Origin of the sequence: Nocardia bovistercoris, assembly GCF_015674855.1 — a bacterium.
In the GTDB taxonomy this organism is placed as follows: domain Bacteria; phylum Actinomycetota; class Actinomycetes; order Mycobacteriales; family Mycobacteriaceae; genus Nocardia; species Nocardia bovistercoris.
In genome coordinates, this window is the sequence record NZ_JADMLG010000010.1 from 217,146 (window position 1) to 234,770 (window position 17,625).

Below are 17,625 nucleotides of genomic sequence, written 5' to 3' on the forward strand. Positions count from 1 at the left end.
CGCTGTGTGTTCTCGTCCGCTCATCCCAGTAGTTGCGACCTGCGTCCGCTCCAGGTGACGACCAGCTCGTCGCGGGCGCGGCTGGCCGCGACGTAGAGCAGTGACCGTTCGCGCAGTTCGGCTTCGCCGCGTTCCTCGTCGGGTACCTCCGCCAGCGCGGCCTTGGCCGGCACGTGACCTTCGTCGATGCCCGCCAGGATCACCCGCGAGAATTCCATGCCCTTGGCGCGGTGCATGGTCAGCACCTGCACGTGACCCGAGGTGATCGGGCTGTCGTCGAGCGCACGGGCCTCGACGCCGCGCTCCGCGAGGCCGCGCACGAATTGGCTGCGCTCGTTCTTGCTCCGGGTGAGCACAGCGATGGTCGACGGGTCGACGTCGTCGGCGAGCCACGCGCGGATGGTGGCCGCCACCTTGTCCAGTTCGTCCACGGCCGAATCACAGGGCAGCGGTCGTGGCGTCGGACCGTTACGGGCCGAACGGTATTCGAGCGTGGATTCCCGCTCGCCCACCAGGTCGTGGTATTCCGCGCCGGACAGGATCCCGACGGCGAAACGCAGGTTCTGCGCCGTGGTCCGGTAATTGAGCGTGAGTCGCCGGGAACGGCCGGTGATCTTGATGCCCATCCGGCTCAGCACCACGGGCTGACCGTAGATGCGTTGATGCGAGTCCTCGGCGATGAACAGGTCATCGGGGCCTTCGGCGACGAGGGTGCGCAGCATCGCCCAGTGGGTCGCGTGCAGATCCTGGGCTTCGTCGACGATCACATGATCGGCCGGTCGCGGCGCACCTCGCTCGTGGGCGAGCCGCAGATGTTCGGCGGCCAGCGCGAGCACCTCGGGGAAGCTCAGGGTGCCGTCCATGCGACTGCGGCGGCGGAAGGCCTCGACGAGCTTCCACACCGCGATCCGCTGCGGCCTGCTCAACCGCACGCCACGCCCGGCCCGCGCCACCTTCACGTACTGCTCGACGGCGGTGACGCGATTGGCAAGGACCACGCTCACGTATTCGCTCTCCAGGAACGATTCGGTCGCCAGCCGCCGATCCAATCCGCTGTCTACGGTTTCGATCACCTCCCGCCACAAGCGCGAATGCTCGGTGCGCCCCGTACCGACCTCGACCATGGCGCCGAACAGCGCCTCCGCGGCGGGGCCGAGGTCGCCCCCGCGTTGCACCAGCGCGTTGGCCAGGCGGTCGACGCTGTCGACGTAGATGCCGGGTTCCCCCGGTTTCGCGGCGCGCGGCAGATCCGGGTCAAGTACGCGCAGACTGTTCTCGAGCTCCTTGGCCAGTGTCCTGTTGAACGTGGTGAGCACGATCCGAGCGCCGGGGTTACGGTCGGCGAGATTCTTCGCGCGGTGCAGGGCGACGACCGTCTTGCCGGTTCCGGCGCCTCCCGAGATACGGAACGGCCCGCTGTAGCTCTTCTCGGCGAAGGCGCGTTGTTGCGGATGCAGGAACACCCGCCAAGCGCTGAAGTCGCCGCCTTCGATGACGCGGCGCAGTTCCTCGCTGCCCTCGATATAGGTGAACTGCATCCGCGACGACGGGTGCGCGAGCGCTTCGATGATCCGATCGTCCTCGCCGAGAGCGGGATCGAGCGGCTGTTCGGCTACGACGTAGGTGGCCCTGACATCATCGATGCCCTTGCCGCACGCCAGGTCGAACAGCGCGCTGCCCTGCCACCCGTCGGCCTCGACGGCGAGGTCGTTGATCGCGTCCTCGTCGGGGGCCGTGAGCGCGCGGGCGGCGAAGGCGGGATCGAATCCGAGTCGTTCGGTGAGGTCGGCGAGGGTGAAGCCGACACCTGCGAGGTAACCGGGCACGGGTTCGGCAGCCCGCGCCCCGGGGCGGGGCGCGACGGGAGGGGCCGCGGTCTCGGGTTCGGCGAGGATGCCCTCGAGGATCCCGTTCACCGGATTCACCCGCAGCACAGCGCGTTCGGCATAGGCGTTGGCGTCGTCGTGTTTCCACGTGCCCATGTAGATGTAGGTGGTCTCGCCCTTGTCGGGATCGATACGGAAAAGCACGGCACGGTGGTTGAGGTCGACGCGACCGGTGCGCACCCGCGAATCGACGGCGATCCTGAGCGGTTCGATGTGCAGACCCGGTGCGGTGTGGTCGGTTTGGAGTTTGTCGAGGAAGTCGTAGACCCGGCTCTTCACCGAGCCGTCCAGCTTCCCCAATGCCTTGTTGCCCATCACGATGTTCACCATCACCGCACTCCGCTCTCTGCGAGTGTTTCGATGATCCGCACCGCGTCGGGCGGGCAGATCGTCCATCCTTGTTCGCTCAGTCGCGCCGCCGTGTGGCCGTCGTCATCGAGCAGCACCGCGACGCGGCGCTCGGGCCAGCTCAGGTCGATGACCGCGCCGTCGTCGGTCTCGACGCCGAGCTGCGGCAGCGGGGCGTTCGCCTCGGCGAGCGCCGTCACCAGTTCGCGTTCGAGGCCGGGCATCGTCATCTCGTGGAGCTGTTGCCATTGCGGTGACAACCCGGTGGTGTCGGCGGCCTGCTCGGGGGCGACGCTGTCGGCGGCCAACAGACTGCGCGTGGTGACCAGATGTCCGTCGCGCAGGCCGAACCAGTTCGACAGCCGCAGCCAATCCTTCCAGAACCGCCCGTCCTCGCGGTCGAGGTGGTCGTCGCGGTCGTCGAGGGCGAGGACGGCGGTCATGGTCTCGGCCATGCGCGGACCCGCGGCCGCCACTTTCGGGGGCTGGAAGGCGGCGGTGACGGTGAGGGGCCCGTCGCGATAGGACCAGCACGCGTAGTGTCCGCCGGGCGGTGCGGTGTCCTTGCCGTCGAGCAGGTCGAGCGCCCAGGCCGCGATGGCCGAGTTGTCGCCTCGGGCGGGAGCCCCGGCGAGGAACATCATCGGCAGCCACGAGCCGACCCGCTCGAAATCCTCCCGGTCGGGCGCGGACATGAAGGCAAGCAATTGGGTGACCGGATCGGCGCTCAGCAACTTCACCAGGTCGGGCTTCAGATTGCCGCGCTGCATCATGACTTTCGCACCGCTCGCCGAATGCCAGCGCGGCGGCGCCACCTTGTTCGCGCGGAAGTTTTCGAGGTCGTCATGGCTGAACGACCACACAACGACCCGGCCCGATGAGCGAAGTTTCGCGCGCTGTTCGGCGTCCTTGGCGACGCGGTTCTTCCCGGGCACCGCGTGGAATCTGCGGCCGTCGGCGAAGATCAGGATCTCCGGGATGGCCGGGTCGGGGGTGGTCAGTTCGAAGTCCGGCCGCACGTCGCCGCGCGGCACCTGGGGGATGAGGGTCCAGCGGCGGATCTTGTCGCCCGGCATGGTGATGATGGCACTGGGCCCGTAGGTGCCAGGACGTTCGGTGACGGTGGCGCCGAAGGTTTTCAGGCGCCCGATGAAGGCTTGGTAGAAGCGTCGTTCCAGCGGGGATTCCTCGCTGGTCGGCCGTTTCGCCGGTGACTGCCTGGTGAGCCTCGCCGTCCACTGCTCCCAGGACGGCACGGCGGGTGTGCTGGTGCCGAGGGCTGCGCTGGTGCCGGGGGCGGTGCTGGTGCCGAGGGCGGCGGTGATGCCGAGCAGGTCGTCGAGAATCGTCAGCGCGGTGGTGCGCGAAACCTTGTCGATGGTCTGCGGCGTCGCGAAGGGCAGCAGGCAGTGGTGACAGGCCAGACGGTCCTCGTGCGCGCACGCGCATTCGGCGACTACGGCGCGCGCCGCGTGCAGCACCGACCACACCTTGTGCGGGTCGGCGAGTTCGGCGAGATATCCGGTGCCGCCGGGCACGGTGTCGTGCAACAGCAGCGCGCGCTGTTGCGGCGCGTGCAGTGCGTCGGCGATCACGGCGACATCCAGATGTTGTGGCGCGCCGCCGATCACCTCGCGCAGTCCGAGCAGCAGCGCCGCGCTGAGACTGGGATGAGCGAAGGAGTCGTATTCCAACCGGCCGGGCAGATGCAGCAGCACGGCCTGGGTGCTGAGGGTGCGGGCCAGCGCGATCTCGCGGACGTGGTTCTCGTCGGCCGCCTTGCGGAACCGACACCAGGCGCGATGTTCGTGCGGCTGGTTGCGGCCCGCGACCTTGTCCAGTTGCCCGCAGCCCGAGCACACCCGGAACAGGGCGGTGGTCGTCTCCTCTCCTGCGATCGTTCGGCGCGCGCCCTGGGAGCCGCGTCTGCCTACGTTCAGCCAGCGAATGTCCATGTGCCGCAGGTATTCCGCGCCGAACTCGTAGTCCTCGACATACCAGCTGAGCACCACCTCGTCGGGGTCGATGTCGGCGGCGGTGACCACTCGGAACGACTCCTTGGCGCGTTCGTCGCGGTTGTCGGTGATGGACGCCTCGTCGCGGCGCACCTCCGCCGACACCCGCGACATCTCAAGCACGTGCATTTGCTGGGCGATATCGGCGATCGCCCCGGTGCCGCACCTCGGGCACTGGCGCAGCGGCGCGGCATCCTCGGCGGCGTGGCTGATGCGCACCCAGCCGCACTGCGGGCAGACCTGCCAGGTGTGGATGTCGGCGGCGTCGGCGCCGAGGTCGACGGCGTCGATCTGCACCGCGAGGCCCTGGGCGTAGAAAGTCGCTCCCGGCGCGAGTTCGGTGAGCGCGACCCGTGAGCCGCGACGATAGCTCGCGGTGTCGCCCGCATAGTCGTTGGTTTCCGGGTCTATCCAGGTGATGCCGACGTCGAGGGTGACCGCGTCGTCGAGCAGTGTGTAGTTGGGCAGCACACCGTAGCGTTCGAGCACACCGACCCAGTGTTCCTCGGTGAGGTCGCGGATGTGGGCGCCGAGCAGGCGCAGGGTGCCGCGTGCGGTGCGCAGATCGCGCCGGTCGTCCTCGGTGGCGGCCGGTGAGTTCGCGCGCCGCTCGAATTCCGGCATCGCGGCGTCGACAGCGGTGCGGCGCTCGGTGAGTTCGGCCACGTCACGGCGCCAGCGGTGCACAGCTTCGCGTAGATGTGTCGCTAGGTCGCTGGGTTCGTCCGGACCGGCGGGAGTCGCCCACGCCCGCAGGCCCGCGATCGCGGCCTCCGACAATAGATCGCCGAACTGGCCGAGAAATCCGTCGAGCAGCGGCCGCGCGTCGCCGTCGGCGGTGTCGATCAGCGCGGCCATCCAGCTGCCGTCGTCGAATCCGCCGAGTACGCCCGCGGCCTTGTGCGGGTCCATTGCCCCCGGCCTGCGCGCGAGCAGGTCGACGATGTGGGCGACGTACTGGCGGCGCAGGATCTCCTCGGCGTCGAGGAAGGTGGCCGGTGGGCGCACCTGGCCCTGGATGACCGAGGTGGGTTCGTAGAGTTTGGGCAGGTGCTCACCCCGGCCTCGGACGAAGGCCAGCGCCAGCGCGTTGCCGGTCAAGCGGCCCGCGCGACCCACCCGCTGCAGATACGACGACACGGTGCGCGGCAGCGATCCGAGCATCACCGTGGACAGATCGCCGATATCGATACCCATTTCCAGCGTGGGCGTGGCGACCAGGACATTGGGTGCGGACGGTTCGGCGTCGCTGTTCTTGAACGCGGTCTCGTACTCGAGGCGGGTCGCGGTGGGCAGCAGCGATGTGTGTTCGCGTGCCACAACGCGTTTCATCTCCGACTCGCTGTAGAGGCGGCGGTAGAAGTTGTCGCCGCGTGGTGCGCGACGCAGCCTGCCGGGGCAGCGCACCAGCAGGCACGGTGCGCCGTCGAGTTGGTCGACCACGGCGCGGCTGCCCGGCGTCGGCGTCTGACAGACATCGCAGACCAGTTGGTGGTCGCCCGCTTTCAACGCGTCCGGTTCGGGAACGCCGACCAGGATCGACTCTGTGCCGAGCACGTAGACAGTGAGATCCTTCTCGGTGGTGACGGTGGACGCGATCCGGTCCTCTGCCAGCACAGCGAACAGTGATCGCGCCAGCGCGCCGCCTTCGAACGGGGCGACGTCCAGGCAATCCGCCGCCCACCGCGCATACCACGACGACGGCGCGGTGATGGCGTCGAAACCCTCGGGGATGGTCCGTGACCCGACCGCGGGGAAGGCGGGCGCCGGACGGCCGCGCGGGAACGCCGGCATACCTTCGCCCTTGGGTCGGCCGGTCCACACCCAGTGGCGGTTGCCGTCGCGGTGGACGTACTTGTCCAGCCACGGGTGGCCGATCGCGCCCTGGGTACGCATCCGCTCGACGGTGCCGCGCACCCACCGGGTGACGGCGCTCGCGTCCGGGTCCGAGAAGCCGAGTTGGCGCTGCGCGCCGTCGAGGGCGGCCGCGCCCAGTCGGGCGATCCGCTCGGGCGCGCCGAGATCGACTTCGGCGAAGGCGCTTCCGGTGAGTTCGAGGGTGCGGCCGAGTCGGGACTGCAGGCCGAACTCGAGATCGATGTCGAATTCGACGCGCCTGCGCACGGTGCGCAGCGCGTTGCGGCGGTCCTCCGCGGAGCCGCCGGGCCGCCAGAACGCGGTGAACTCCTCGTGTTCGACGATATCGGGAGCCAGCAGGTGGTAGCGCCGCATCGGGTCGTCGCCCGCCAGGTCGAGCACGGTGTCGCGAAGTTCGCCCAAGGTCATCGGGGCGCTCGCCGTGCCGAGTGCGTTGCGCAGCGTCGAACGCAGGCTGAGGATGTGGGAGCGGGCCTGCACGAATCCGGCGCGATGCGCGGCGTCCTGCACGCTGTCGGTGAAGATGAGCGCCTTCTTCTCGGCGCTGTCGAGTCCGGCGTCGCCGAACATGCTCGACAGCGACACCGAGAGCTGGGTCGCGACCGCGCTGCCCAGGAAGCGGATGCCGTCGGCGGTGCGGCACGCCGGGCACACATCCTTCTGCGAGTTGTCGTCGGCGTCGGGACCGTGCAGTACGAGCACCGGCAGCGCCTTGCCCTCCAGCACTTCGGCGCTCGCGGGATCGGGTGTGTCGGAGGATATTTCGCGATCGTCGACGCGCCACCACCGTAGATCTTCGACAGCCGCGCCGAGTTGGGCCTCGGCCGGGGCGGAGATCAGCGCGCGGAAGCGGGGGCCGCCGGTGAGGTGGTAGGTGCGCACCGATTCGTCACCGGGATCGAGCGCGTCACCGGTGGGCGCCAAACGGATGCCCCACCCGGACCGGCCGCAATGGCGGCAGTAGACGGCGCTGTGGTACTCGGTGCGCTGGCTTTCGCTGTTGCCGTCGTCGGCCCAGCGGAACAGCGCGGCGGGCCCGGCGGCTCGGTCGATTCGCGAGAGTTCCCGGATCCACAGGTGCACATCGACATTCAGCGCGGCCCGGCCGACCTCGGCGCGCAGGTGCGACAGCGCGGCGAACAGGTGGTCGAGGTAGCGCTCCCGGTCTGCCCGCGCCGCGGGGGAGTCGTTGGTGTGGATCGGCAACACGGTGCTCGCGAGGTCACGCAACGACACCGCGTCGGTGGCTTCGCGCAGCAGGCGGACGAACAGCGGATGCCCTTTGAGCAGATCCAGTTGTTCCACCGGGTCGAGGCGGCGCATCCGCGCGGCGGCGCCCGCGAGGTCGTCGTCGAGGTCGCCCGCGCGCCGGAACAAGGTGGCGAGCACCAGGGCGGTGAGCTTCGCGTTGCCGGTGTGCTCGGGTTTGCGCAGTTCGGTGACCGCGACCTCGACCCGAGGCGCCTTGACTACCTCGTAGGCGCTGTCGAGGGCGCGATCCCGGTCGGCGAGCCACTGTTCGGGGGTCAGGCGGGTCTCGCTGATGACGTCGTCCACCGTGAACAGCTCGCCGAAAACCGTATGCGCGAAATCCGTCATGGCGCTGGGGTCGCCCTCGGCGCCGAGCGTCGCCGAGGTGGCCACCGGTGTGATCCGGCCGAGCGGGCGAGCCCGATCCGCCTCCGTCACCGGCGATTCCGGAGTCCACTGCGATTTGACGGTCAATCCGAGCCGACGCAGCAGCATCGCCACATCGGTGCCCTGCGCGCCGTCGTAAGTGTGGAATTCATCGAGCACCACATATTGCAGCGAGTCCGCCGACTGCCGCCACATGGCTGCCCGATCGGGACGCAACAGCAGATGGTCGAGCATCTTGTAATTGGTGAGCAGGATATCGGGCGGCGAATCGTGCATGAGCCCGCGGTCGGTGATGAGTCCCTGCTCCGACACCATGGTGCGCCCGCCGCTGGACTGTTCGCCGGTATAGAGCCCCGCCGTGATCCCCGCCAACTCCGAATGTCTCGCGATGAGCCGCGCGAGCCGCTGCTCCTGATCATTGGCCAGCGCGTTCATCGGATAGATGATCAGCGCCTTCATCCCCGCCACACCGTTCTTCTTGGCGCGCAACACATGATCGAGGATCGGCACCAGAAACGATTCCGTCTTACCCGACCCGGTGCCGGTGGTCACCAAGGTGGGCTGCGCGCGATCCTGGAATTTCGTCGACAAACGCTCGAACGCGCGCGCCTGATGGCCGTACGGGGTGAAACCCTTCGGCCACCAATCCAGATGCATACCCCAATTGCCGAGCGCGGGCGCGAACGGCAGACGCAGACGGACGTACGGCCCTTTGAACATGCCGTCCCTCGGATGCCCGACGAAATCGGTCAAGGCGCCCAAGGTGTCGGCATCGGTCAAGGCGAATGTGGTCGTGAGGTAGTCGGTCAACCCCTCCCGCAGGTGATTCGCCTGCAACGTGGGCAGTAGTGCCCCCATGCGCCCCGTTCCCTTCTGCTATCGCCCGCGGTTCCACGATCCCGGTACGGAATCGGCCCGCGGTGTCGTCGTGGTCCTGTTTTCCTCGGCCGCGCGTATGCGGACTCCGGATGTTCAGTCGTTCGACCGTACTTCCTCGTCCGGGACCGAGTGCACCGCGGCGTCATCGCTAGCTCTTCAGACGTGAGAAGTGCTCGTGGGCGAGCCGCATATCCCGCGCGCGATCTACACCAGTGAAAGGCAGCTCATAGGTGATTCCATCGACGGCGAGTTCTGTAGGAGAGAGCCTTCCGTCCATTCGGTACAGGGTGGCGAGTCGCCCCGGAACTTGGCGCCCGCTTGCGTCGTACAGGGCTTCGCGCTCGTACTTCTGGAGTACCGGGAACTGTGCTCGATAGAGGGCTTCGAGTTCGTCAGCGGTAATCCCAAGCATGATGGCGACGATCGCATCCAGCTCGACCAAAGCCTGTCTACGATCGGCAGCCGATCGTAGTGGCGTAGACGGACACCAATCAGCGCCGATCACACCAATGCTCTCGGCGGAGTGCGGTCGTGGAATCGTCGGTGTCCAAGAATCCTGTCGCCATCTCTCATCGAAGAGGGAGTTCCAGAGCGTCTCGTACTGTCGCACCACGCAATTGAGGCGGAGCGTGCGCAGTAGAAGATTTTGCTCGAGAACATGGTTGCGGATATGCGGAATCCTCCCTATCGCCGATGTTTTTATATTGACTACACCCATCACCTTGATCAGATAATCTGCGACAAGTGAAGTTGCGAATGCTACGGAGACTACGAGATCCGTGGAGCTCTTTGTTGTGAGGCTGAATATCCCTCCTGCATGTGCGGGTCCAGGTGGCAGTAGAGCCGCATGCAGAGTGCGGACCGTGGCGGGATCGCACATCGCCCGCCAAGCCAGTCGAAAGTAGGAAGAACTGGGTTCGTCATCCCACTTCGGATAGGCTGCGATGTATTCTGAAAGTGGCCGCGCGATCTGGTAGTTCGTACGAGGGATGAAATCTTCGGGCATTGCTTCGAGGTCGACGAGAGAGTAATCGGCTCCGTTGCGCATGGTCGGGTTGCCCTCCTGGTAGATGGGGCACGCGACAGTTAAATGTGGACCCTGTAGAATTACTTCCTTCCAATGTTCAGGCGTGGCCGAGCGTGATTCGAAGTAGCCGAGCTTTCGGTCGGCTGATTCGTGCCAGCCGCTAGTCCACTCGAAGCCTATATCTCCGAGTCGCGATGCCGATGCCAGCTTGTTCAGGGTGGTTGCGTTCACTCGGTTCACCGGGTACAGCATGCGAGCTTCTGCTGGAGGTGTACCTGGATCGTCGATCAAGGCCCCCCAATTGGCAAGTACGCCACTATCGACCCGTATGATGCGGTCACTGTGGGGATTAACGTCCCATTTATCATATCGGTCTCGGACACCTGGCGGGGGTCCGGTGCCATCGTGGCGAAGCGATCTAACTGCAACATCTGGGTGGTATATCCATCCCGCGTGGAGAAACTGAATATCAGAGCTCTCTTCGCCGTAGATGTGTACGCCGAAATCTCGCTTGTCACTGATCTCTCGGAAGATGTATGCGTTGTTCTTGAATCCCCAGTGGCGACGGAGTCGACGATAGGTGGAGCGCCTGAGTACGTTGGCTCTGAGTTCGCTGAAATGGCTTTCTGGATGTATCAGTGAAACAATTCCGTCCGACGCTCTAGAGCGCCAAGTGCGTTCCATGAAGCATCGATAAAGATCCGGCTGAAGACCGTTCAAAACCGGCCTGTCCACTCCTGACCCGAGATGGGATTTCTGCCCCGCCTGCGCGGCTCGCTCATCGAGGTACACCGCGAGCACCTTCGGATCGCCCAGTAGCTCAGCGGATTTCGCCCGCTTGGCCGCCTCGGACGGTTTGTGCGCCAACTGCCACCACGGATCGAATTCCGCCAGCACCGACGCTTCGTCCCAGTCCGGTCGCACCCACGGCGGATTTCCCACCTGCAGATCGAAGCCCCCGCGCGCAAACACCTGCGCGAAATCGAGTTCCCAGTGGAAGAATCCCGCGTCGCGGGCGATCTCGTGTGCCACTGTCAGCCAGGGGAACTGCGCGACGGCCCGGTCGGCGCGCTGAGCCGCGGCGAGTAGGAGATCGTTCTCCTCGGCGGTATTCAACTCCTGCCAACTCGCATCGCGCCCGAAGCTGAGCTGTCCTCGCCTTTCCGCAGCGGTTTCGCGAGGCGCGACACCGAGAACGGCTTCCAGCCCACCAACCCACTGATCCCAGTCCGGCGGAGCGATGTCAGTGGTGAGCGGCCACGACCACAGCGCGCACCACGCGTCCATCGCACACCGCAAACGCTGGTACGCCCCGTTCGGGTCGTGGAGTACCTTCTCGATATCCTCGCGAGTGACGGCGGAGCTGACGTCGACAGGCTCACTGCCCCACAGGTGGATATCACGCCGGATCTCGGATTCGGCGATCTCGAGCCGCCGGGAGGTGAACTCCCACAACGTCTCCACCCGCTGCGCGAGCGCGGCGAGGCGTTTCACGATCGCCTTGTTCGGGGATTTGCGAATCTCGTTGCGCCACAACCGCAGTGTCTCGCGAGCGTCGGGAGCGTAGGTTTTGGCTTCGGCGGTATCCACTACCGCGCCCCACCCTTCCGACGGCAGCAGGAAGTGGTGGATGCCCGCGCCGATCTCCGTGCCGAGCGGCACATCGGCGGGCACGGCTTTCAACCAGACCTTTCTGGCCAGTTGGTTCGGCTGGTACACCGCCCGCCGCGCACCGATGAGCGAATTGCCGCGTCGCAGATGTAGGCCGAACCACGGCGCCTGCAATCCGGCGACCATGGTGTCGAGCCACAGCGAGATCTCGGCGAGTTCCACGGCGGTGGCGTTGAGGTCCACCCCGTACACCTGGTGCAGCGCGATATGCGCCTTCACCTTCTGCAGTTCCACCGGATACCGGTCGGCCTCGATGCGCTGGTCGAGGTCTTCCTGTTTGCGGGTGAGATAGGCGGCGGCGAGTTGGCGCACCGCCTCCACGGCGAACGCCCCCGACCCGAGCGCGGGTTCGCAGATCGTGAATCCGAGGATCTGCTCGGGGGTGGTGCGCACGCCGTCCTGGTCGAGCAGTTCCTCGAGCGCCTGGGACACCACGAATTTCGTCAGCACCTCGGGGGTGTAGTACGAGGCCGACTGCTGGCGTTCACGGCCCGCGAGCCGGAAGACGAAGGTGCCCTTCGTATGCAGCACCGCCTTCTGTTCCCCGGTGTCCGGGTCCTCGCCGCGCACGAAGTCGGCTTCCGACAGGTGGTCGGCGCTGCCCGCGGGCACCACCCACGAACCCTTCTCCGGATTGCCGTCCTTGGCGACCTCGTACAGATCCTGCTCGGCGAAGAATCCGGTGTAGGACATCAGGCCCTCGTACACCGCGCCCAACTGGTTGATGCCGAGTTCGGCGTAGCTGATGAATCCGCGGTCGGCGCCCTTGCGGCCCTTGCTCTCCTTGGTGAGCAGCAGATGTTCGAGCACCCGTTGGGTCTTCTCGTTGCCGAGTCCGACCTCGTCGATGAGCGCGGTCGCCTTCGGCGAGAACAGATCGGCTCTCAGCGAGTTGAATTCCAGCCCCGGCGCCGGATCGTCGGCGAGTCCGTCGGTTCCGGTGGGCGTATGTCCCTTGTCGACCAGCCGGAACAGGGTGGCCAGCGATTCGTAGAGGTGGGTGCCGTGCCTGGCGCGCTCGGACCCCAATTCGGTGAGCGTCAGCTCGCGCAGCCGGTCCAGGCCGTAGCCTTCGTCGTATTCCGGTGCGCCGGTTGGCAACACCTGCATTTCCGGGGACGCCTCGGCATAGAGCAGGAACAGGATCCGATACAGGAACCGCAGCGCGTGCTTGGCCAGTTCGTTGCCGTCGACGCCCGCCATGGACATGCCGCGCGCGGCGCGGCGCCGCACCACCTCGTTGGCGATGATCTCGATCGAGAGCCGGATCCCTTCCCGCAGGTCCTTCGACACACCGACGGTGTGTTTGACCGATTCCTCGAGCACATCGGCCCACCAGATGCCGCCGTCGGCGTCCTCGCGCACGGCTTGGTGGCCGAGAATAGCCGCCGCGCGGTCGATCTCGCCGCCGCGCGCCTCGTGCCGCCGCTCGGCGACCACGAGCAGATCCACGGCGAGGTACCGTCCCTCGGCCCAGCGTTCGGCCTCGGTGAGCAGCATCCACTGACCGGCCTGCACCAGGACGAACGCGGGCGGGGTCTCGCAGCGGAAGGCGGCCGATACCGCTTTCGTCACCGACTCGAGCGGCGTGCCGTCCTCGGCGGCCGCGGTGAGCAGCCTGCCTTCCTCGGGTGAGAGCAGACCTTCGAGCGAGGCGACAGGATGGGCCTGCAACACCAACACCCGGTCGAATCCGGCCAGGGCCGCATCCGGAATCTCGAGATCGCCACCGGCTCGCTCGCCGCGAAAGGCCGACAGCTCGCCGTGGTATCCGAGGGCGGCGCGAACCTGCCCGTGCGCCTTGGGGACGGTTTCCGGACTCTCCGCCAGCGCGGCCAAACTCACCTGCAGATCACCGGCGGCCGACAGCAGCGCCGAGCGCACGGTGGCCCGGCCTTCCTTGGCCTCGGCGTCCCACATCTTGCGCAATGCCAGAACTCTGCCGTGAAAGGACTCCTTCACCGAGTCGGTGGTGAAGTAGTGCTCGCTGATCCAGTCCTCGCCGACGACGATGGAATCGAAAGAAGCCATGGGTCACTGATCCTTCTCGGGCACGATCACCAGCAGTGGGCGCACCAATTGCTGGGTGGGGGCGAGGGATTCGGCCAGGCGCTGCTCCTCGGCGATGCGCCGCGACCACCTGTCCACGGTGCTCTTGCGCGCACCGAACATCTCCAGTTGTTCGGCGCCGCTGTGCCAGCGGTCGGCACGGGCACGCCACCGCGCCAGGCGTGCACGTGCGGATTGTTCCTGCTCGGTCAGCACCAACGCCATCGAAACACGCGCCGACTCGACGGCGGCCGGAATCAGCGGACGCAACCGCTCGGGGTCGGCGATCGGTCCGGGATTGGGTGTGCCCGGCTGTAAACCGGTGTCGCTCAATAGGAAATCGAGGTCGGGACGAGCCTCGACGAGGCCGAACGACGGCCGGTCCGCGTCCGGGAATTCGACCGTCGCGAACACCCGCGAGACCAGCTGGCCGCGCTGATTCATCAACGTGCCCATCAACAACACCGTCGTGGCGTCGAGGTTTCCGCGGATCGCGAAGATCTGATTGCGGCCGAGGGCGCTGAGCGCGCGATCACCGGCCCACTCCAGCACCGGATGCAGCGGGCCGAGGAAATGCGCTTCGGGCCACGTCGTCTCATCGATGCCGCGCCCGCGTCGGGCCGCCCGCAACTGGGATTTGCCGACCTGCGCGGAGGTAGCCAGTTTCAGCCGTTCCAGCACGCGGCCCTGCCGCACGTAGTTCTGCGGCAGCAGGCCGAGCCGCTTGCGTAGGTCGGTCGGCGGAACGAGTTCGGCTACACCGTATTCGGCGTGGTGGACCCACCCGACCCCGCCCGCCGACGGTGCGGCGTCAGGAACCGGGAACCCGGCGCGCAAGGCCTCCTCCAGGAATTCGACGTCGGTGCCGTACAGACTCTGGCGGGGCGCCTCGGGCAGTGTCGGCTCGGCGTCGGCATCGAGGGACAGCTGCGTGAAGTAGGCGTCGAAATCGTCGGCCTCGAGCACGTCCTGGATTTCGCGGACCTGCGCTTGCTCGGTCGACCTGCCCGCCAGCACGTCGCGAATGGCGGCTTCTTCCTCGCTGACACTGTGCTTGCCCATGAGCGAGGCCACGTCCCCGAGGGTGGTGTGCGCCTGATTCTCGCGTTCCAGCAGGCGCGAGAGCACCCTGAGGTCACCGGAGAATTCCGGATCGGACGGTTCGAGGATCAGCGAGGAGATCACCGGCGGATGCTGCTGGCCATAGCGGTCGACGCGGCCGTTGCGCTGTTCGATCCTGATCAGTGACCAGGGAATGTCGTAGTGGATCAGGTGATGGCACTGCGCGTGCAGGTTCACCCCTTCCGAGGCCACATCGCCGGTGACGAGCACCCGGATCGGGGAGGTCTCCAATTTGAAACTGTCGACGATGGCCTGCTGGTCGATATCGGACAGTCCGCCGTGCAGCATCACGACATTGTCGGCGCCCACACCGAGTTCGGCGGGCAGCACGCGGGTGAGCCAGGACAGGGTGGCGATGCGCTCGGCGAAGACCACCGCGCGCATCGGCGACTTCGGTCCGACGCCGATCTCACGCAGCCGGTCGACCAGCGCCGCCTGTTTGCCCGCCGAGTCCCCGAGTGCTTTGTCGTTCAATTCGGCCAGCCGATTCAGCGCCGCGAGTTCGGCGCGGGTCTCGGGGCCGCCGGGTTCGCCGAGTCTGCGACGGCGTTGCTCGATGGATTCGGCCAGTGCGGCGGGGGAGGACAGGAACGCCTTGGCCAACGTCCACGGAAACAGCGCTTTCGCCTCGCCGGAATACGGCGACGATCCGTGCTCGGGATGCAGCCACACCCGCGACAGTTCCCGCGCCACCGCGTCCTCGGCCTCCGACGGCCGCACCAGCCGGTGCTCGGGCTCGGCCCGCTCGGCCCAATCCGCGCCGACTTCGGCGGCGACCTCGGGATGGTGGCGGTGCCGACGGATGACCAGGGCCGACACGTCATCCTTGGCGAACGAGCCGTCCGCCGCCACGGCGGTAGGGTCGAGCAGCCGCAGCAATTCCGCGAACGATTCCTCCTTACCGTTGTGCGGGGTGGCCGACGCCAGGATCAACGCCTCGGTGTTCGGCGCGAGCAGGCGGGCCAGTTCGTTGTTCCGGGTGCCGACGTTGGTGAGGTTGTGGGATTCGTCGATCACCACCGCATCCCAGTGCTGACGCGCGAGATGTGCTTTGTAGCGGGGACTTTTGAGCGTGTCGATGGAGATGATGGCGCGCTTGTAGTAGGTGAACGGATTGCGGGTCGCGGGCAGTTTCTGGCGGACCTTCTGGATACCCGCCGAATCCAGCCGCACGAACGGCAGCGCGAAACGGCACCAGAGCTCGTGCTGCATCTGCTCGAGCACATGGCGCGGCGTGACGACGAGAATCCGGTCGCCGCGCCCGCGCCGCACGAGTTCGGCCAGGATCATGCCGATTTCCAGGGTCTTACCCAATCCGACCGCGTCCGCGAGCAGGATGCGCGGGCGGATCAGCGACGGGTCGAGCGCCTTGGCCACCGCCGCCCGCTGATACTCCAGAGAATCGGCGAGCATGTGGGTGGAGACGGTGAGCGTCTGGTCGCCGTAGGGGAACGGCGTCTTGCGCAGCAGTGCTTCCAGCCAGAGCCGCGCGTCGCGGTAGCCGGACGACCCGTCGGCGACGACCTGCGCCCGAGCCGGGTCGAGCACCTGGATATCGTCCAGGCTCGAGTAGAACGTTGCGGTCGTGTCGGCCACCAGCTCCGAGAGCCCACGGACCCGGACCACCGCACCGTCCGAGCCCGTCGCGCATCCGGTGACCAGCCACTCCTCGTCACGGACGACGACGATCGAGCCGGGTGCTATATCGAGTCGGTCGGACGGTTCGGCAACGGTCATCAACAAGCTCCCAAGGTCGTCGGCGGGCAGCAACAACTTAGTATCGACAGTGTCCCCGCTGCCATTTCCGTAAGGTTCGCCTTGCGCCTGCGCGCGCGAGCCGGTCAGTGCGAGCCGTCGGTGGGCAGACCGAGTTGCTCTTTCACCCGCGCCGCCGCCTCGCGGACCGGTCCGCGCTGGGTGGCGACCTTCCCGTCCGCGGTGATGATCGTGCCCTTCCAGATCGTCGCGCCGCGCCGCCAATCGATCTCCTCGGCCAGCCGCTTGTACTGCTGATCCCGCCAGGCGGCGTCGGGGCTCTTGCGGATCTCGTAGGCCACCCGGCCGATGACGACCAGGCCGCTGGCCGTCATGTTCACATAGCGCTGCCGGAAGTCGGCGACCTGGTTGGCGGGCCCGCCACTGACCGGAAGATCGCAGATCTCGCGCCACGGCGTCATGCCGTCGGACAGGATCTGCACCAATGCGACCGCGTCGTCGACGAATTCGTCGCGCACGGCCTTGTCGCCGACCAGTTTCGCGCTCTGGCGGGCCACCGAGTCCTCGGCGAGAGCGTAGTCGGCGAACAGCAGTTCCTTCACGAACTGGCGCACCTGATTGAGCAGGAACACCGCTTGCGACGCCTTCGGCAGGGTCTTGGCGGTGGCATCTACCCGACCGCGGAAGAACCGGGTGCGGTCGACGAGATCGGCGAGCACCCCGTTGACGGGTTCGCGGGTGTTGTAGACCGCGAGCAGACTCGCCGGGATCTGCTTGGTCTGTGCCGCGTCGGCGAAATCCTGGTGGATGCGCTTGAGTTCGGCCTCGACGACGATGAGGACCGCGAGACTGTCGTCTTCGAAACCGCTGCCGAGATCCACCAGCGCAGGTACGGCGGACCGCCCGGCGCCGTGGCCCTTGATCGCGCTGATGCGGTGCTGACCGTCGGTCACGTAGAACCGAACGCTGTCACCGATCACCATGAAGCCGAGCCGATTCTTGAAGTTGCCCCGTGGGACGTGCAGCGCGGGCAACTCCCGCGCGTTGAGGGTGACCGGCGGCAGGATGTAGTCCTCTCGGTTCTCCCGGACGTAGCTGTTGATGTTGCGCACGTGATCGGCCATGAGCGGGCGATTGGTGGTGTTCGCCGGGTCGCCGCCCTTGTCCACCGAGTCCGATACCACCTGGTTGGCGAGGAACGAGTACGGGAAGGAGGTCGAGATCATGGTCCGCGTGCCCTGTTTGAAGACGGTGCACGGGAACACACGCGCTCCCGCGGCCGCGGCGTCGGCGGAGGCCGCGAGCAGTGCCTTGTCGAGGCCGTCGTGTTCGGTGAGGCCCATGGTGGTGAGGTCTGTTGCGGTGTGGGACATGAGGATTCCTCGGTCGGTGCTGA

At 66.9% G+C, this 17,625-nt stretch carries 5 protein-coding genes; all 5 read right to left on the reverse strand.

The annotated features are described in order from the left end of the window. Positions 1-20: 20 nt before the first annotated feature. Positions 21-2,216, reverse strand: coding sequence for a 3'-5' exonuclease (locus IT779_RS23975; protein WP_196151649.1), 2,196 nt, complete (start codon positions 2,214-2,216; stop codon positions 21-23). Next, positions 2,216-8,623 carry a DEAD/DEAH box helicase gene (locus tag IT779_RS23980; RefSeq protein ID WP_196151650.1) on the reverse strand — a complete coding sequence of 2,136 codons (6,408 nt, stop codon included), beginning with the start codon at positions 8,621-8,623 and terminating at the stop codon, positions 2,216-2,218. The genes IT779_RS23975 and IT779_RS23980 overlap by 1 nt, the downstream gene beginning before the upstream one ends. 169 nt (positions 8,624-8,792) lie before the next feature. Beyond that, entirely contained in the window at positions 8,793-12,842 is a 4,050-nt protein-coding gene (locus tag IT779_RS23985) for an Eco57I restriction-modification methylase domain-containing protein (protein WP_332838942.1), read from the reverse strand. Positions 12,843-13,376: 534 nt separating this feature from the next. Next, positions 13,377-16,250: a helicase-related protein gene (locus IT779_RS23990; protein ID WP_196151652.1), complete on the reverse strand. Its 2,874-nt coding sequence runs from the start codon at positions 16,248-16,250 to the stop codon at positions 13,377-13,379. 104 nt (positions 16,251-16,354) lie between these two features. After that, positions 16,355-17,602: a DNA sulfur modification protein DndB gene (locus tag IT779_RS23995; RefSeq protein WP_196151653.1), complete on the reverse strand. Its 1,248-nt coding sequence runs from the start codon at positions 17,600-17,602 to the stop codon at positions 16,355-16,357. Between the last annotated feature and the right edge of the window lie 23 nt (positions 17,603-17,625).

Bases quoted from the DNA above. Each gene is read 5' to 3' on its own strand.
- IT779_RS23975 (WP_196151649.1), bottom strand. From the start codon at position 2,216: ATGGTGAACATCGTGATGGGCAACAAGGCATTGGGGAAGCTGGACGGC.
- IT779_RS23980 (WP_196151650.1), bottom strand. From the start codon at position 8,623: ATGGGGGCACTACTGCCCACGTTGCAGGCGAATCACCTGCGGGAGGGG.
- IT779_RS23985 (WP_332838942.1), bottom strand. From the start codon at position 12,842: ATGCTGCTCACCGAGGCCGAACGCTGGGCCGAGGGACGGTACCTCGCC.
- IT779_RS23990 (WP_196151652.1), bottom strand. From the start codon at position 16,250: ATGACCGTTGCCGAACCGTCCGACCGACTCGATATAGCACCCGGCTCG.
- IT779_RS23995 (WP_196151653.1), bottom strand. From the start codon at position 17,602: ATGTCCCACACCGCAACAGACCTCACCACCATGGGCCTCACCGAACAC.